16 protein-coding genes are annotated in these 16,872 nt (G+C 42.1%); 4 read left to right on the plus strand and 12 right to left on the minus strand.

Going from position 1 to position 16,872, the window contains the following annotated elements; all coding sequences use genetic code 11:
• Window positions 1-144: 144 nt before the first annotated feature.
• Both IRJ18_RS12895 and IRJ18_RS12900 read right to left on the minus strand, forming a co-directional pair.
• Entirely contained in the window at window positions 145-987 is an 843-nt protein-coding gene (locus IRJ18_RS12895; protein WP_194106738.1) for a maleylpyruvate isomerase N-terminal domain-containing protein, read from the minus strand.
• A 14-nt stretch (window positions 988-1,001) separates the two neighbouring features.
• Window positions 1,002-3,872: a DNA gyrase/topoisomerase IV subunit A gene (locus IRJ18_RS12900; RefSeq protein WP_194106739.1), complete on the minus strand. Its 2,871-nt coding sequence runs from the start codon at window positions 3,870-3,872 to the stop codon at window positions 1,002-1,004.
• 230 nt (window positions 3,873-4,102) lie between these two features.
• Here IRJ18_RS12900 and IRJ18_RS12905 point away from each other — a divergent pair, with 230 nt between their 5' ends.
• Window positions 4,103-4,636 (plus strand): nuclear transport factor 2-like protein, encoded by a 534-nt coding sequence (locus tag IRJ18_RS12905; RefSeq protein WP_194106740.1) that lies wholly within the window; start codon window positions 4,103-4,105, stop codon window positions 4,634-4,636.
• A 120-nt stretch (window positions 4,637-4,756) separates the two neighbouring features.
• Here the strand turns inward: IRJ18_RS12905 and IRJ18_RS12910 are convergent, their stop codons facing one another.
• The 3 genes from IRJ18_RS12910 to IRJ18_RS12920 form a co-directional block, all read right to left on the minus strand.
• Complete coding sequence (locus tag IRJ18_RS12910) at window positions 4,757-5,167, minus strand: VOC family protein (protein WP_194106741.1); 411 nt, start codon at window positions 5,165-5,167, stop codon at window positions 4,757-4,759.
• A gap of 45 nt (window positions 5,168-5,212) precedes the next feature.
• Entirely contained in the window at window positions 5,213-5,596 is a 384-nt protein-coding gene (locus tag IRJ18_RS12915; protein ID WP_228072845.1) for a helix-turn-helix transcriptional regulator, read from the minus strand.
• Between the two features lie 152 nt (window positions 5,597-5,748).
• Entirely contained in the window at window positions 5,749-6,261 is a 513-nt protein-coding gene (locus tag IRJ18_RS12920; protein WP_194106743.1) for a YdeI/OmpD-associated family protein, read from the minus strand.
• A 169-nt stretch (window positions 6,262-6,430) separates the two neighbouring features.
• On the opposite strand from IRJ18_RS12920, the gene IRJ18_RS12925 reads away from it, so the two are divergent.
• A complete protein-coding gene (locus tag IRJ18_RS12925; RefSeq protein ID WP_194106744.1) occupies window positions 6,431-6,856 on the plus strand; it encodes a nuclear transport factor 2 family protein in 426 nt (141 codons plus the stop codon).
• A gap of 117 nt (window positions 6,857-6,973) precedes the next feature.
• Here IRJ18_RS12925 and IRJ18_RS12930 read toward each other — a convergent pair whose 3' ends face one another.
• The 3 genes from IRJ18_RS12930 to IRJ18_RS12940 all read right to left on the minus strand — a co-directional run bounded on the left by IRJ18_RS12930 (window position 6,974) and on the right by IRJ18_RS12940 (window position 11,222).
• Window positions 6,974-7,600: a response regulator transcription factor gene (locus tag IRJ18_RS12930; protein WP_228072846.1), complete on the minus strand. Its 627-nt coding sequence runs from the start codon at window positions 7,598-7,600 to the stop codon at window positions 6,974-6,976.
• 23 nt (window positions 7,601-7,623) lie between these two features.
• Window positions 7,624-10,590 (minus strand): ligand-binding sensor domain-containing protein, encoded by a 2,967-nt coding sequence (locus tag IRJ18_RS12935; RefSeq protein WP_194106746.1) that lies wholly within the window; start codon window positions 10,588-10,590, stop codon window positions 7,624-7,626.
• Between the two features lie 155 nt (window positions 10,591-10,745).
• Window positions 10,746-11,222, minus strand: coding sequence for a nuclear transport factor 2 family protein (locus tag IRJ18_RS12940; RefSeq protein WP_194106747.1), 477 nt, complete (start codon window positions 11,220-11,222; stop codon window positions 10,746-10,748).
• Between the two features lie 167 nt (window positions 11,223-11,389).
• Between IRJ18_RS12940 and IRJ18_RS12945 the strand changes: the two genes are divergently transcribed.
• Complete coding sequence (locus tag IRJ18_RS12945; protein ID WP_194106748.1) at window positions 11,390-11,860, plus strand: DUF6265 family protein; 471 nt, start codon at window positions 11,390-11,392, stop codon at window positions 11,858-11,860.
• A 363-nt stretch (window positions 11,861-12,223) separates the two neighbouring features.
• On the opposite strand, the gene IRJ18_RS12950 is transcribed toward IRJ18_RS12945, so the two are convergent.
• The 3 genes from IRJ18_RS12950 to IRJ18_RS12960 form a co-directional block, all read right to left on the minus strand.
• On the minus strand, window positions 12,224-12,946 hold the full coding sequence (locus tag IRJ18_RS12950) for a pirin family protein (RefSeq protein ID WP_194106749.1): 723 nt from the start codon (window positions 12,944-12,946) through the stop codon (window positions 12,224-12,226).
• 19 nt (window positions 12,947-12,965) lie between these two features.
• Window positions 12,966-13,490 carry a hypothetical protein gene (locus IRJ18_RS12955; protein WP_194106750.1) on the minus strand — a complete coding sequence of 175 codons (525 nt, stop codon included), beginning with the start codon at window positions 13,488-13,490 and terminating at the stop codon, window positions 12,966-12,968.
• 65 nt (window positions 13,491-13,555) lie between these two features.
• Window positions 13,556-14,290 (minus strand): dioxygenase family protein, encoded by a 735-nt coding sequence (locus tag IRJ18_RS12960; protein ID WP_194106751.1) that lies wholly within the window; start codon window positions 14,288-14,290, stop codon window positions 13,556-13,558.
• Between the two features lie 166 nt (window positions 14,291-14,456).
• On the opposite strand from IRJ18_RS12960, the gene IRJ18_RS12965 reads away from it, so the two are divergent.
• Window positions 14,457-14,690: a hypothetical protein gene (locus IRJ18_RS12965; protein WP_194106752.1), complete on the plus strand. Its 234-nt coding sequence runs from the start codon at window positions 14,457-14,459 to the stop codon at window positions 14,688-14,690.
• A gap of 254 nt (window positions 14,691-14,944) precedes the next feature.
• Here the strand turns inward: IRJ18_RS12965 and IRJ18_RS12970 are convergent, their stop codons facing one another.
• Window positions 14,945-16,864: an alpha-amylase family glycosyl hydrolase gene (locus IRJ18_RS12970; RefSeq protein WP_194106753.1), complete on the minus strand. Its 1,920-nt coding sequence runs from the start codon at window positions 16,862-16,864 to the stop codon at window positions 14,945-14,947.
• Between the last annotated feature and the right edge of the window lie 8 nt (window positions 16,865-16,872).

Consider the following 16,872-nt stretch of genomic DNA (forward strand, 5'->3'; position numbering starts at 1 on the left):
TCCATTAAATTACCTAACCAAACACTACAACAATGCCATATTTACAATCTACTGATTATAAACCGTTTAAGTATATTAATAAATTATCGACTGTTCGCTTCTGTTACACTTGGTGTTCGTTTGCGTAATGAATTTATAATGTAGTTAAGCGATTACAGATAACATACTAAGTGCCGGCATGCCTAAGTCTTGTTCGCCCTTAATAGTAATGTGAGTCAGTGCCTCATGTAATGCTATGCCTTTTGTAAACAAGCGCCAGGCAATTTCGCCATTTATAGTTATTACAGTATTAGTTGCTGCATCATCATCGCCGGTGAATAATTGCCAGGCGCCGGATACCTTGCCTAAATACCAGTTGCCGCCACCAGCGCCTGTAATGGTTAGTTTTATTGTAGTCCCGTCTTTAGCTTCGATAGTACGGTAGGTGTGCGGCATTGCCCTTACAAAAGTATCCAGCAAGGGATAATATAACTCTGCCGACATTAACGGTTGGGTTTGGTCAATAGCCAATCGTATTTGTTGCTGATGATGCCAAAGCTCGGTGTATTGCCGGGCAATATGAAACCAGTTAGGTGATGTTTTCTCGCCGGCCCAGGCCACTGAAAATATGGCATTTTCAAAAGGTGGTAGCTCCGAATATATTTTGTGCAATTGCGGCCCTGCATCCTGCAACCAATTTATCAATATTGCAGGACTAAACCGCCTGGCCACAGGTACCCAGTCGTTATTCAATTTATTCAGATAATCAACCAGGCTTTGATAGGAATCAATTACCGGGATATCCGTCGGCGTATATCCATCGCGATATAACGACACCATCCTAAGTTCAGTATCGGCCATATGCGCCACAATATCTTTCACCGACCAGCCTTTGCATACTGTTGAGCGCTGCCAATCGTCAGTACTTAGTCCGCGCAGCATTTCCATTAAATGCCCGTGCAATTTGGGAAATAATGTAATCGTATCTATAACTGCGACCTCTTTCATACCGATAGGTATATTTAAAATAGCCCTAATTGCCCTTTATCATCAATCTCAATATCATCCGGGTTGGTTATTTCGAAATCAACTTTCTTTACGGGCGGTTGTACCGATTCTGTTGGTGATTCCACAGATTTTCCGGATTGTGATGCTACAAATTTTGGCTCCAAATTCACCGATTCTTTTGCGGGTTCAATTACTTTTGCTGGCACATCCGGTATTACATGTGCAATTGGCTCTACAGCATCTGTCGGTTCGGCAACAGGTTCAACATTTTTTGCCGGTGGCGCATCTGCTACTGCCTTGTCTTCAGGTGTTACCACAATTTCGGTATCATCAATTGTGTTTGGTTCCGGATCGGGCACATCGTTATCGTCATCGTGCTCGCTTATCAATGTTACAGTTTGTACCACATGTGCCGACAGGCGGTTACCCATAGCCTTCATACCCTTCACATCAATTAAATCGGCCAGGTTAAGTTCAACTGTTTCGGGGATTTGTGTTTTGCCTTTCAATTGCTCAACTTTAGCAATTGGCTGCGCCGCGCCTGAGATGAGGATCAGTTTAGAACCGCTTTCATCGCTGATAAAGCTGGTTTGCTTGCCAATAATCGTGTTTTCAAACACAAACCGCTTCACCATATAGTTTTTGGATTTGCCCTCAAAATGCACTACGGTATAAACCTTTTCAGGATTATATTTTTCTATCAGCAGCATTTTATCATCAAAATGGTTGTTAAGGTCGAAGCTGGTAAGCTCGTACACACCGTTACCGAATAGCGTGAGTATTTTATCCTCGCCGTCAAATTCGCCCAGATACTTGCCGCGGCCATCTACATTCAGGCGTTTTAATATCTCATCGTACCATATTTTACGGCCTGCCAGGGTAGACACACCCTTGCTTTTCAGGATGATCTTTTTAACCGGGTATTTGGTAATGATATTACCCATTGAACCGCGGCCTTTAATAGCCAGTTCAGAGAAGTCCTCGTCAAACTGCAACTTCTTCAACTTGGAATGCGGTTTCAGCTGAATGTTTACCACCTCGGCTTCGCCGTTAGGGTTGGCGCTAAAGTACAACACCTTGCTGCCTTTGCTGCCCTTAGTCAGGTCGTATTCCTTATCGCGGGTAACACCAACCACGCTGAAGCGTTTGATGTATGATACCCCGCTTTGACCATCTTTATAGATCATATTGTAAACGGTGCGTTCGTCGTTCTTTTTAAATACGGCAACGTGCAAAATATCCTTGCCCACAAACACCTTCTCCTGCACCTTGGTCACAATAAAGCGGCCATCTTCGCGGAATACAATGATCTCGTCGATATCCGAGCAATCGCCTACAAATTCATCCTTCTTCAGCCCTGTTCCTATAAAGCCATCTATACGGTTTACGTACAGCTTCACATTAGCCAACGCCACCTGCGATGCTTCCACCCTATCGAACGCCCTTAACTCGGTTTTACGGCCACGATCTTTACCAAATTTCTCTTTCAGTTTTTCAAACCAGGCAATGGTGTATTCGGTCAGGTGTTTCAGGTGATGTTTTACCTGCTTTATTTCATCGTTGAGATTTTTGATCTGCTCATCCGTTTTCTTAAAATCGAAACGGGTGATGCTACTCATTGGCTTATCTATCAGCTTCTTGTAATCTTCAGGCAGTATCTCGCGGTAAAACTGCGGGAAGAAAGGCGTGAATAATTTGGTTAACGCCTCAACTACCAGTTCAAAAGTTGATGAGCTTTCATAATCAGGGTGTTTGTACATTCCCTCCTGGATAAATATTTTCAGTAGCGAGCTGAAGAATATCTTCTCCATTAATTCGTCTAAACGGATCTGCAGTTCCTGTTTTAACAGGTCTTTAGTGAACAGTGTACTTTCTTCCAGTATGTCGTTCACACTCATAAAGTGTGGTTTATCGCCTTTAATTACGCAGGTATTGGGTGATATGGAAACCTCGCAATCGGTAAAAGCATACAATGCGTCGATAGTTACATCGGGCGATATCCCCGGCGCCAGGTGGATCATAATCTCCACATCCTTAGCCGTGTTGTCCTCTATTTTCTTGATCTTGATCTTACCCTTATCATTAGCCGCGATAACACTATCTATCAAACCGCCGGTAGTAGTAGTGAAAGGTATCTCGGTAATAGCCAGCGTTTTTTTATCGCGCTCCACAATTTTAGCACGCACACGGATACGCCCGCCACGCTGACCTTCGTTATAGGCCGAGCAATCGGCCATACCCCCGGTCGGGAAGTCGGGCATCAGGTCGGGGCGCTGGCCTTGCAGTACAGCTATCGAGGCATCAATCAGTTCAACAAAATTATGCGGCAATATTTTGGTGGCCAAACCTACGGCAATACCTTCAGCTCCTTGTGCCAGCAGCAGCGGGAACTTTACAGGTAGTGTGATAGGTTCTTTATTACGGCCATCATAGCTGGCCTGCCAAACGGTAGTATCGGGGTTAAAAACAACCTCGTTAGCAAATTTTGACAGGCGCGCCTCTATATAACGTGGTGCCGCTGCAGAGTCACCGGTTATCGGATCACCCCAGTTACCCTGGCAATCTATCAGTAGGTTTTTCTGTCCTATCTGCACCATGGCATCGCCAATGGAAGCATCGCCATGGGGGTGATACTTCATGGTGTTACCAATAACGTTGGCGGCCTTGTTAAAACGTCCGTCGTCCATTTCCTTCAGCGAGTGCAGGATACGGCGCTGAACAGGTTTTAACCCGTCGTGTATATGCGGAACAGCACGGTCGAGTATTACATACGAGGCATAATCCAGGAACCAGTTCTCGTACAGCCCATCCAGCGATGTTACGTTATGCAGTTTACTATCTTCTTTATCTAAAGGCGCGTTGTTCGCGTCTAACTCTTCACTCATTAGCAGCTAAAAATTATGGATGGGTAAATATAATTATAGTTGCCCTATTGAAGTAAATGAGTTTTGCACATTGAGGTAACATTGTGGAATGTTTTTAACCCCAAACTAACCATTTGAGACAGCGTTTTTTCTACCAATAGTTAATAAACTATAATACTTAAAATACATAAATCTATTAATATAAGTACTTAACTTACAAATAATTAATAAAATTTAAACCCGATACAATTATGAAAAAATCTTATTTATTATTGCTGATGCCGCTATTACTGGCCGCTTGCACCCCTAAAGCGAGTTCGGACACTGCAACTAAAGCCGCTGCCGATGTGCCAAACTATCCCTACAAAATTAAACACCCGGATTATTGGATGATGGATACCAGCCATGCCAATACCATGACTGCCCTAAATGCCCTTAAGGCGTTTGAAAATATGGATACCACCGGCCTGAAGAAAGCCTTTGCAGATACACTTGAGTTTAACTATGACGGTGGTAAATTTAAAGGCCCGATTGCACAATTTATTAAAATGACCAGCGAGATGGCAACCAGCATGAAAGGCCTGAAAATTGACATGAAAGATTGGGAATCAGTAGTAAGCACAGATAAAAAAGAAGAGTGGGTAACCCTATGGTATGTGCAAAAATGGACCGATGCCAAAGGCAAAGCCGATTCAATATCCCTGGTTAACGACCTGCAATTAAAAGGCGGCCGGATAGTGAAGCTGGACGAGTACGATATGCATTTTAAAATGCCGCAGAAATAAGCGACCGATCAAATGCCATTTCGAACGGAAAGAAAAGATCTTTTAAGAGCAAACTATCTTAACGTATAGAATTCTCTCCAAACCTCATTCGAAATGGCATTTTCATAATTACTTCCACATTTACTTTTTCTCCCCTAACGAAAACCAATTACCCGAATCGTCTTTAAACAGGGCTTCGTAACCGTAAAACTCCTTGGTAGGTTCTTTGGTAAACTCTACGCCTTTGGCTTTTAGTTCTTCGTAAGTAGCTTGCAGGTCGTTACACTCAAATACGCCGAACCCAAAGGTGCCTTTGCTTACCAGGTCGCGCATGGCGGCAGCGGCCTCTTTTTTAAACATCATTCCTTCACTTATCGCCATCAGGCTAATTTCCAGGTCGGGTTGTTCGGGCGTGGTAACGGTGAGCCAGCGTGCACCTGGACCCATAGCTGCATCGGTATGTACTTTAAAACCCAGTTTGTTTACATAAAAATCGTAAGCGCTGTCCTGATCGAGAACGAAGATGCTTACATGGTTTAATTTGGTGATCATTTGACTTTGTTTTTGTTTTTGTCAAATGTCGGTTAAAGAGGTAGGTTATACTTCTTGAAAATTGCTATTCTGCACCCAGCCGTTGCTTTGGGCAAAGCAGTTAGGAATAAACTTTAACGGCGCACGACCGATCTCAGCAACGCGGGCCAGTTGCTGCGTGCGGTATTGTGCCGGACTTTGCCCTATACAGCGTTTAAATAGGCTGGTAAATGACCCCAAACTATCAAACCCCACCGCGAAACAAACCTGCTGCACCGGCATATCGGTTTGCAACATCAGGCGGGCTTTCTCTATTCGCACACCAATGAGGTATTGGTGCGGCGTTTTGCCATATATCTTACTGAACAACCTGATAAAATGATACCGCGAAAAATAAGCCTGATCAGCAATAGCATGCAGGTCGATATTCTCATGGTAGTTGCTATCCATGTACAGTTTTGCCTGCACAATGCGACGGTAGAGATATATTGGGGGAAGGTGGGTCATTTTACTTTCGCGTCATCGAGTCATTTCGTTACACCGTCATTTGGTCATTATTGAATTACAAATCTAGTCATTCGCACATCTGTACATTTACACATTTACTCCTTCATCTTCTTCATCGCCCGCATCATTTCGTTGTAAGTCCATTTATGCAGCATGGCTTCAATGGTATTGGCTATGCGGTTAGCGCGGGTTGGTTCGGTTTTGGCGCTGTTTATCCAATTTACGAAATAACGGCGATGGCCTTCGGGTAAGGAATTGAAATATTCCTGTGCCTGGGGTTCATATTCAAAACATTCCTGCAAATCATCAGGGATAATTACTTCGGTATTAGTATCAACCTCAAGCGTTATCTTTAACATAGCGCCGGCACGCTTGTGGATCCCCTTGCGCATCTCGGCGTTAATGGCCATTATAAAAGCTCCCTCGCCCATAGGCATCAATGCTACAGCTTTAATAGGAAAACTATCCAACATGCCTTTCACCCTGAATGATTTTTTATTACCAGGTTTCAATTGTTGAGCCAAATCGGCAGGGACATCAATATAGGTCCACCCGGTTTTTTCGCCCTGGTCGGCAAATTGTAATATGATGGTATTATAGCTGATCATGCACTGTTTTCTGCTTCAAACACGCAAAAGTGGGTTTGGTTAATTATAGCCTAATTTGTTAAAAAATTGTTAAATATCACTATTCTGTACGATTTGCTGTAACGTTTTGTATTGTGACGGCATCTTATAGGTGTAATTAATCAATAACCACATTTTAAAAATCGAATATATGAAAACCTTAAAATCAATAGCCTTAGGCTTCGCTTTATTAGCTACTGTTTGTGTTGCTAAAGCTGCAGATAAACCAGTAGAAAGATTAACAAAAAACCATGCTATTAACACTTATGTGGATGCCATGAGCCGCGGTAAATTGCAAGGCTTAAATGAAGTACTTGACCCTACTGCTAAGTTCAGCATGTTGCGCGGCACTAAAGTACTAAGCTATGGCAAAACCGAAATGCTTGACTTTTTAAAAGGCAGCAAAGATGTTGAGCAAACCTGCACCGTATCAACATCGGTAGTGGAAAACAACGATAACGTAAGCGTAGTAAAAGTTGACATGAATTATGACGGCTTTACCCGCAGCAATTACGTAACCGTAGCCAACACCGGCGAAGGCTGGAAAATAACAAACGTTTACAGCGTTTTTAAATAATAGTTAAAGTTTATAGTTTTGTTTATGGTGAAGGCCCCGAGGTATCGGGGCTTTCTTGTTTTGTATCATTTGTGATTTAGAAAGGGGCCCTCACTAATCAGACGGAGTCTCAACTTCTTATATCAGCTTATTTTCTTTAGCTGTTTTAATGGCATCAGCGCGGGAATTTACATCCAGCTTAAGATAGATGTTTTTGATGTGGCTGCGTACGGTTTCCAGGTCGATAAATAGTTCCTTGGCTATTTGACTACGGCTTTTTCCTTCTACCACCAGCTCCAGTATCTGTGTTTCGCGTTTGGAAAGTGGTGAATCCGGATTTTTCATAAACGAACTGATCACCATACGGGCAATGTTCACACTCATAGGGCCGCCCCCCTCTTTTACCTCTTTTATCGATTCGATGATCTTTACGGCAGGTGTCCCCTTGGTTAAATAGCCCGATGCCCCGTTAGCCAGCGCGTCAAATATCTGCTTTTGCGATTCATAGACGGTTAAAATAAGCACATAACAATGCGGCAGCATTCTCTTTATTTTAGGCAATGCTTCAATCCCATTAGTTCCGGGGAGCTCAATATCAAGCAATATTACGTCGGGTCGGTCGGCTACTAAATGCCCGGCTGCTTCATCATAACTGGCATAGGCATTTATTACATCGTAGCCATCGGTAGAGCCAATCAGGAATGAATAACCAGTGCGGATGGTTTCATCATCCTCAATTATCACAATTCGTATATCACGTTCCATTTCCATCAAATATAATTATTGTATCAGGCTTTTTTGTTTATTCTAAATATTAACTCAATAGCAGTTCCCTGCCCTTTGGCCGAAGTGCTGGTTACTTCGCCCCCTATACGTTTGGCGCGGGCTTTCACGTTATTTAAACCATGACCGCGTTTAGTTGCACTGGTATCGAAACCCATGCCGTCATCGGTTATCCTTATTTTAGCCTGATCTTTTTCAGGATAGTTAAATTCAACTTTTACGTGCCGGGCATCGGCGTGCTTAAGTACGTTATTGAGTAGTTCTTTAAATATCATTGTGATATTGCGACTATATTCCATTGGTAACTTAATTGCCTTTTGCTCATCGCTAATACCTTCAAAAACAAACTCAACCATGGTATCTTCAAAGGTCTCTATCCCCGTTTCTTTAATGTGGTTCAGTACCTCGTACAGGTTGTCACTTTTAGGGTCCATAGCCCAAAGTATGTCACGGGTACCGTTATATAATGCAGCGGCGTTTTGTTTTATTTGCGATACCAATTTCTTTTGTTCCGCCTTATCGGGGTCCATCTTAGCATCAAGAATATCCGACAACACCGTAATGCGGGTTAGCTTATTACCCAGGTCATCATGAAAATCTTCAGCAGTTTGCTGGCGTATTTTCAGTTTTTCTTCGCGCTTCATAGCTTCTAACGATCGCTGACGTTGTAATTTGCGTTCGTGAAAGAAGTATTGTAAACCCACGCCTACAAAAATCAGGAACAAAATAGCGCCGAACTGAAAAATGTAGGTACGATAAAAAGGTGGTGTTATTTCAAAGCTAAAACTGGCAACGTTTTTTGATAGTTGCCCATCGCCACTGATTGCTTTAACTTCAAAAGTATACTGACCAGGGGGCAGCGAAGGATAGTCTACCACATCATTTTTCATAGGGGCGCAAAACTTATCATCTAACCCTGTTAAACGATATTGATACGTAACACTTTCGGGACTTTTTAAATAAACGCCTAAAAAGCCTATGGCCAGGTGGTTTTGGCTATACGGCAGTACCATATTATTATACTGTGCCGCATCAATTAATATTTTAGATTTTGAATTGTTCGGTCCGTAAAGTTTGATATTGTTTATAATAACATACGGCCCTAATGATGATGTAACCGGCATTGATGTATTATAAACAGACATTCCCTTGGTTGTTCCCACATACATTTTATGATCATAATACAACATTGCATTTTGGTTCGATTCAATGATCTGTTCTTTAGAATAACTGGTGTTAAATACCTGGCAGTCCATATTTTGCTGATTCAGCTTGAAACGGCTTACACCGCGTCCCGTTCCTACCCAAATTAATCCAAACTCATCAACCGCAAGGCTATAAATACTATTGGCTTTAAGCCCGTCTTTCACTTGTAAATTACGCACATGGCCATTATTGCGGTCCCATATATAAACGCCCTGATCATCCGTCCCTATAATGGCAAAGTTTTTATATTTTATCATGCAAAATATGGCCGATGTCCCCATCTGTTTTATTTTAAAGTCGGGCACTGTTCTTTTGTTGATCAGTAGTCCCACACCTTCCTGTGTTCCATATAAAATAGAATCCCTGCTTAACGGTAATAATGCTGAAGTATGCACATTTACCCCTACCGCATTAAAATTACTTTTATCGTAATAATACAGTCCGCGCGGCATAGCCAGCCAAAGCAGGTTATCGGCATCCTCAACAATATTGTTTATAGTGTTATGTTCGGTACCTTTTATAATGGTAAAATTGCGGCCGTCATACTTCCACAATCCGCTGCCACTGGTACCTACCCAAATTATTCCGTTATGGTCTTTATATAATGCCTGTACCCGGCGGTAGTCTATACCCGTACTATTTAACCAAATGTTGGTTAAACTTTTACCATCGAAACGGGCAACGCCGCCGCCATCAATACCCAACAGAACGTTTCGTTCATTATCCTGTGCCAACGCCATTACAATAGGTTGCTCTTTTACCGCGTTGGATCGATCATAGATCACATAGTCATCTCCGTTATAACGATATACACCATCGCCCTGCGTACCGAGCCACAGGTTGTTATCCTTATCGTTATAAATATCAGTGACAGATGCGCTACTGAAACCATTACTGTTATCAAAATGGGTTAACTTGTTGTTTTTTAAACGATATGCCCCGCTGTTTGTCCCAATCCAAATATCATTATAAGCATCCAATTCAATCGTTAGAAAGGATGCGGCTATCCTCTTTAATATATCGCCGGCATATATAGTCAGCTTGCCCTTTTGCCCTACCCCGATAAATTTAAACGTTTGTATAAACAGCTTATCCGGTTCTTGTTTATCAAACAGTAATTTTTGAACATATACATCCGTAAACGGCGGCGAGAATTTCAGATAGGTTTCCCAGTTTTTGCCATTTAAACAAAATATACCCGCGCTATGCACGGCTGCAAATAATTTTCCCTGTTTATTTGTAGTAATAGCGCTAACAGTATCATATATACCCGCTACCTTTACTACAACAAGCTTATTATCATTAACCTTAAAAAGCCTGTTGCCAATAATGCCCCATATGGTACCGTCCGCATCCTGCTTAAGCTGGTTTATCCAGGTAATTTTTATGCCCGGAGGAATAGTATAATTATGTATTTTTTGATCTTTAAAACAGGCCAGCCCGTGCGATGTGCCAAACCATACAGTGCCCTGCTTATCCGTGTAAATGGCAAACACAAAGTTATTGATCAACCCGGTTGCCTTTGATATGGCATAGTAATCCATCCCATCAAAACGGCAGGCGCCCCCTAATGTGCCCATCCATAAACGGTGGCTGTTATCCTGATATATTTTATTTACCTGCGATTGTATTAACCCATTCTCTATATCGTAATGCGAGAACATATATTTTTGGGCCAGCGCATCACTTACATTTATCAAAAAGCCGCACGCTACAACCATTAGGCCAATAACCCGCCGCATGATATCCTTTATTCTGTTATCCAATTTTAACCTTATAAACTTTAATGGCAACAGCCATTTCCTAATCAAAATAAACGTTATTATAAATAAAAAAAATCACCCGTTTGGGGTGATTATAATAAACCAGCCTATGAGTCAAACTATTTTAAATTTAACGTTTTTTATACAGGTAGCAATAATTATTTGCTGGCCGTAACATTAGGCGCTGTTTCGGCATTGGGTTGTTTTACATCCTGAAAAAACCTGCACACCTGGGTTATCTTCCATTCTTTATTTTCATCTTTTTCCAACACCAGGTAATTATGCTGGGTAAACTCGCGATACTTAAAATCAACCTTAGCTATAATCATAGCATCGCTTTTATCCAGCACTTTATATTCCGACTCGCAATTTTGGGTAATATTTCCTTCGCCTTTCATTTTTTCAAGCAGTTTGCTTTTGCTATGTACCAACACCACATCGGCACGAGGGATCTTAACACATGCATCGTCGCTTAATACCTTGTCAAGCTTTTTGTAATTGCCATTAATATAGCTATCGATATAGTTGTTTATTACCTCGTTATATCCCGGAGTAGTTTTATCGGAAGCATAACCGGTGCTGATTGCGGCAGATAATCCTAAGACCATACATACCAGTAAAATTTTGTTTCTCATAATCTTGTGATATTTATTTTAACCAAATATCACCCGAATAAATGCCTGCAAATGTGTTGATTACACCATACGATATGCTGATAGCACTTATAAATATCCCCCTAAACGGGGTATGATCACTACCTTGTTTTATTTAGTAAATTTGATAAACCTAATGTGTTTACACCATGAAGATTATTTGGTTACTACCCGTGCTTTCCCTGCTATCCTTCACTTTATATGTTCAGCAGGATACTTTTAAACCTTTGCACCAATTAGCCGGCGGCACCTGGAAAATGAAAACGCCAAAAGGTTTTATTTGCGAGCAATGGGAACGGGCAGGAGATACTCAACTAACCGGCCGGGGTTTCAGAATTTCGGGGGCTGATACAATCATTGAAGAAAATATACAATTGCTGCTTAAAGAGGGCTACATCTTTTATATCCCAACGGTTAACGGCCAAAATGAGGGCAAACCTGTTCCTTTTAAACTGACATCGGCTTATAACGGGGTGTATATGTTTAGCAATGCCGGACACGATTACCCACAAATTGTAGCCTATCAATTTATCGGAAAAGATTCGTTAAATGCCTGGATAGACGGAACAATCAACGGCAAAAAGAAACGTGTTGATTTCCATTATAGACGTGTGAATTAATTATCACACTCACTATTTATAGCACTTACATCTATTAATTGCAGTGGTACAAATTCGTGCGCTGCTTTAATCTTTACAGAAAAAGTAATTTAATCGATACAAAATAAATTTTCGTCGCTATTTTATTTTTTTATTAAAAACAAACTAATATATTTATATCACTAATTAATATAAACACTAAAAATTAAACTATTATGGGCGGATTTGGAGTACAGGAGTTCATCCTCACGATTGTAATTATTTTACTATTTATCGGCGCTAAAACAATACCAGAACGAATGGGTGGCGCTAACAAAAGACATGGAGGGGTTTAACCCATTCCACGGATATTAAAAGCAGAAATTATATGCAGCAAGCAGGCCATTAAGCCTGCTTTTTCATTTCTAATATCAGTATAACACCGTTATTGCTTAATGCTTCCATATCCGCTTCATGCAAATCCCATAAGGCCAATCCATCGCGCTGGTGCATTAGGCGCCCTTGCAATTCAAACGCGCCGGCAATTATAAAAGCAAAAAACAAATTATCTTTTTTTACCTTGTAAAAGGCTTCTTCACGCCCATTAAACATTCCAATGTGTAATGTAAACGGCAAAACGTGCAGGGCATCGGGCTGACTGGTGGTGACTACATCGATCAATGTATTTTGTCTTCCATTAAAATCAAAACTGTATACCTGGGGTACCAGTGTGGCCATTTCCAGTTCATTGGCCTTAAATTCCAGGTACAGGAAATTTATTCGTTCATTGTCATAAGGGTTAGCCAGTTGAATGGTATTGCCCGCGGGTATATACCGCACCTTTAATTGGCCTACATCAATTGTGCTATTATTATGCAGGTCATCAATACAAAGCAACTCGCCGGTTATAGGTATCACTACCGACCATACAGACTGAATAGGTTGATATAATGCTTTATGGCCGGGCATAAACAATTCATCATTCAGTGTAAGTAATGGCCCAAATGGTTTGCGGCTTTCATCATTATAATCACCATAATTAAAGGTACTCCATTGCGTTGCTTGCTCCGTTTCAGTAATACCGCGCAAATCAGCCAAATATATTTGTCCTGGTGATGTTTTTTCCATTGATATCTATAAGCCTTCTCTAAAGGGATTCGGGTAAGGCCAAACTATGTATATTTAAATATGGCTGTAATTGAAATAGATCGGTCAATATTTCAATATCAGCCGATGTGCCGATTTTTTCCTGATATGCTGATACCAGCAGGTAATTATCCACCGTATCAATCCACAGCAAAGGGGTTGAAAAAAAATTGATCGCAATTACATGTTTATCGCTATCACTAATATCGGAATTTATAATCTCAAACTGGAAATTATTAAAACGCAAAAAACGCCTGCCCAGGGTGTTCAATATATCGGGTATAATGCCGCCCAACTGCTGTACATAACCGCTAACTGATGGCGCCACCCTATCGGGCAATTGCTGGGCGTTGGGTACTTGTCGCAATAACTCGGCATATGATGTGATCTGTGTGCCGACACTAAAATTTTGCGCCTGCATTTTAAATTCCATATAGCTATCCTCGTGTACCATTTTTTCCCACGGTTGCAGGGAATTTGGTCTGATAATTTTACGATAGCACAGGGTAATGATGCGGTTGTTCATTGCGGTAATAAAAAAGGCGCAAAAGTTAACCCTTAAGCGCCGTTATATGTTTGGGTATCGAATAGTTACACTGAGACGGACAAGTTGATAGATAAAGCAAAGCCAGCGGTTACATTGCCTGTAACCGTGGCAATTTCGATACCGGCAGTATCATCGCTAAAAACGCCGTCGTTTTTGTTGTAGGTATAACCTGTCATTCCTTTGGTATAACCATTAACTGCGGCAAGCGCAGTGCCGGTACCTTCCGGAAAAGCAATTTGAGTAACTTTTAAAGATGTACCGGATGCAGTGTAAATATGGACATGGATATGTGTAGCCCTGCCACTGTACCAGCCGGGAAATATACTGGTGAAGGTAACCGTACCGGTTGAATCGGTAGTTTGGCGGCCACGTAAAAAATGTACTGCTGTATAATTTGTGCTTTGCATGCTGGTGCCGCCATATTCTGAATAATTACCCTCGGCATCACAATGCCATATATCAACCAATAACCCTGATAAGGCATTACAATTATTGTTATGATTAACGACTGTAATTTTAGCTGTTAACTTGTAACCTGTACGGCCGTCGGTAATATCGCTGCGCACATAGGATGCGGGCGCCTTTGTAGGGAAAGGCCCTTCTGTTTCATCGGGCGCTACAACACAACCGTTTGATGTACTGGCGCCCCCGGTGGTAGTGGTGGTTGTCCCGGTGGTGGTATCGGTAGTAGATGCGCTGTCTTTTTTACAAGCATCTATTAATACAGATGTTGAAACTGCCCCTATCATTAAGCTTTTTAAAAAGTTCTTCCTTTCCATCGTGTTAAAGTTTTAGTAATTATTTGTTGCTCAAACGTACTTAGGCTAAAACATATAAAGATGGATGTCTCGGTAAATGAAGGTTTTGTGTCGACAGGCGAATGTTGGAACGTATGATATTTATATTGCCATTATTTATAACCACAGGATTTATATTTTTGATGCAATGAATGTTGACCCAATAGACGTATCGCTGTTTGAAATGCGGCTGGAAGAAATACACCGTAACGATCCCTGGCTGCGGTACGAAATTACCCGGCGCGACTTTGTAGCACTATTCCCTATGCGGTTCAAAAATGGCCGGCCTGTGAAGCCCGAACATCCCGCTACCTTTGGTGTCGACCGTGAAGTATACCTGAAAGTGCTGGTAGCCTTCCGGCAATCGTTTCAATTTAAATAGGAAGTAAGAGGGCCACAAGCCGCGGCCTATGTAAACCATCGCCAAATCATGGTTTACATGGTTTACAAAATCAGGGGTTATTTTTGATTAATTAGCTGATTATAAACACTTTAATAAAAAATCGTGTAAACCATATTTTTGGGCTCACAAGCCCAATTTAACGGCAGCGAACTATAGTAGGCTGATGAAGTCATTACCAACAAAAAAGGCGACAACCCGAAAGCCGCCGCCCATCATTCAAACCAAAATCAATTTTATTTTAAAGCCACATTGCTGTAAATATGGTATTCGCCCGGTGCTAATGTCGCAGTGTATGGCAGCGCTACGTTGATGGTAGTGCCACTCATATAATCGTACCAGGTGCCTGCGGTTGGGAAGGCCACAGTAGCAGATTGGGCATTCACATCAAAATTACCCACTACAACCACGGTAACACCAGAGCCGCTCAGTGTTTCCGTTTTTATAGCACCGGCGGCGTTATAGGTCATGGTGCTGGCAGTAAACACTGGGTTAGCTATTTTCATTTTTATCAGCTTGGCAAAAGCCTTATAAAGTTTATGGCGGTTAGCATCCAGGTTGTATTCCCAATGGATAGGTTTTTCACCTGTGCGGCCGTTGTAATCAATATTAATATCGTACCCCACTTCGCCAAACTGCCATATCATTTTCGGTCCCGGTGCGGTCAGCAGGAATGCCGCGGCCGCTTCCTGTCGGGCCAGGCCAGTAGCTATGGTTTTCACGTTATAGCCGTTAGCGCCTCCCGTATTCCCATACATTTCATTCTTATACATCAGGCGTTCTTCGTCGTGGCTTTCCATGTAGCCTACAATGCCATCGGGCTGGGTAAAGCCGGTGTGATTGGTGTAGTACAGGCGCGAGAAGTTTGAGGTGGGCACCCAACCCATCGTTGCCTCGTTAAAGTTATAGTTGTTGTTGCACCAAACCATCATGCCGTTATCGGTCAGTTCCTTCTCTTCCTGGTCAACCGCAAAGTGTTCCAGTATCACGTAAAAATTATTCGGGTCAACGCTTTTTATAAAGCTGTTGTACTCCTTCCAAATGGCAACCCTGCTGGCATCGTAGGCGGCAAAACCTGCATCATCACTGCTGACGTGTTGAGTAAAACCTTTGGCCAGGTCAAAACGGTAACCATCAATGTGGTATTCCTGCATCCAAAACTTCATTACGTTTTTAGAAAAATATTTGGTGGCGGCACTCTCGTGGTTAAAATCGTAGCCAACACTGTAAGGGTGCGTGGCATTGATATTAAACCAGGGATTAGCGGCGGTAGGCTTTTGCGATGCCTGGTCGAAGTACAACTGAACCATTGGCGATTGTCCGAATGAATGGTTCAGCACCATATCCAAAATCACTGCCATACCACGACTGTGGCACTCGTCAATCAGTGCTTTCAAATCGTTCTTGGTACCGTAATACTTATCAGGCGCGAAGTAGAACGATGGGTTATATCCCCAGGATGAATTACCCTCAAACTCGTTCACCGGCATCAGTTCAACCGCGTTAACGCCCAAATTGCTCAGGTAGTTCAGGGTATCTTTTAGTGTTTTATAATCATGGGTAGCAACAAAGTCGCGCACATGCAATTCGTAGATCACCAAATTCTTTTTGTCCGGTCGGGCGAAGCTGGTGTTCTTCCAGCTGTAAGCGGTTTGGTTGGCCTGCATTACGCTCACTATCCCGCTTTGCCCGGTGGGGTAACCTTTAAGGTTAGGGTAAACTGTTGTTTTTTGATTGATGTACTGATCGTTACTGGGGTCTAAGATCTTTTCGCAATACGGGTCGGCTACTTTCAGTGTACCATCTACTAAAAATTGATAAGCATATTCTTTATTAGCATCAAGGCCATCAATTTGTACCCACCAGTTGTTGCCATCGGGGGTAACATTCATGGCGGTAGGCTGCCAGTTATTAAACTCGCCAATAACCGCTACCGATGTTTTGCCCGGAGCTATCAGGTTAAATATAGCCGATGTGCCGTTGTTGATGAAGGTCACGCCATCCTTAGCGCCTGAGGGTAACGCTTTACCGTTAGCTACCGGTGGTGTAACTGTGCCGCCATTGCCATTATCGGGCGTTGGGTCTAAACTTTTTTTGCCGCACGCCGCACAAAACAACAGCACACAGGTTGTCAGCAATAAAAATAGTTTTCTCATGATATTTA

This window comes from Mucilaginibacter boryungensis (assembly GCF_015221995.1).
Taxonomy (GTDB): domain Bacteria; phylum Bacteroidota; class Bacteroidia; order Sphingobacteriales; family Sphingobacteriaceae; genus Mucilaginibacter; species Mucilaginibacter boryungensis.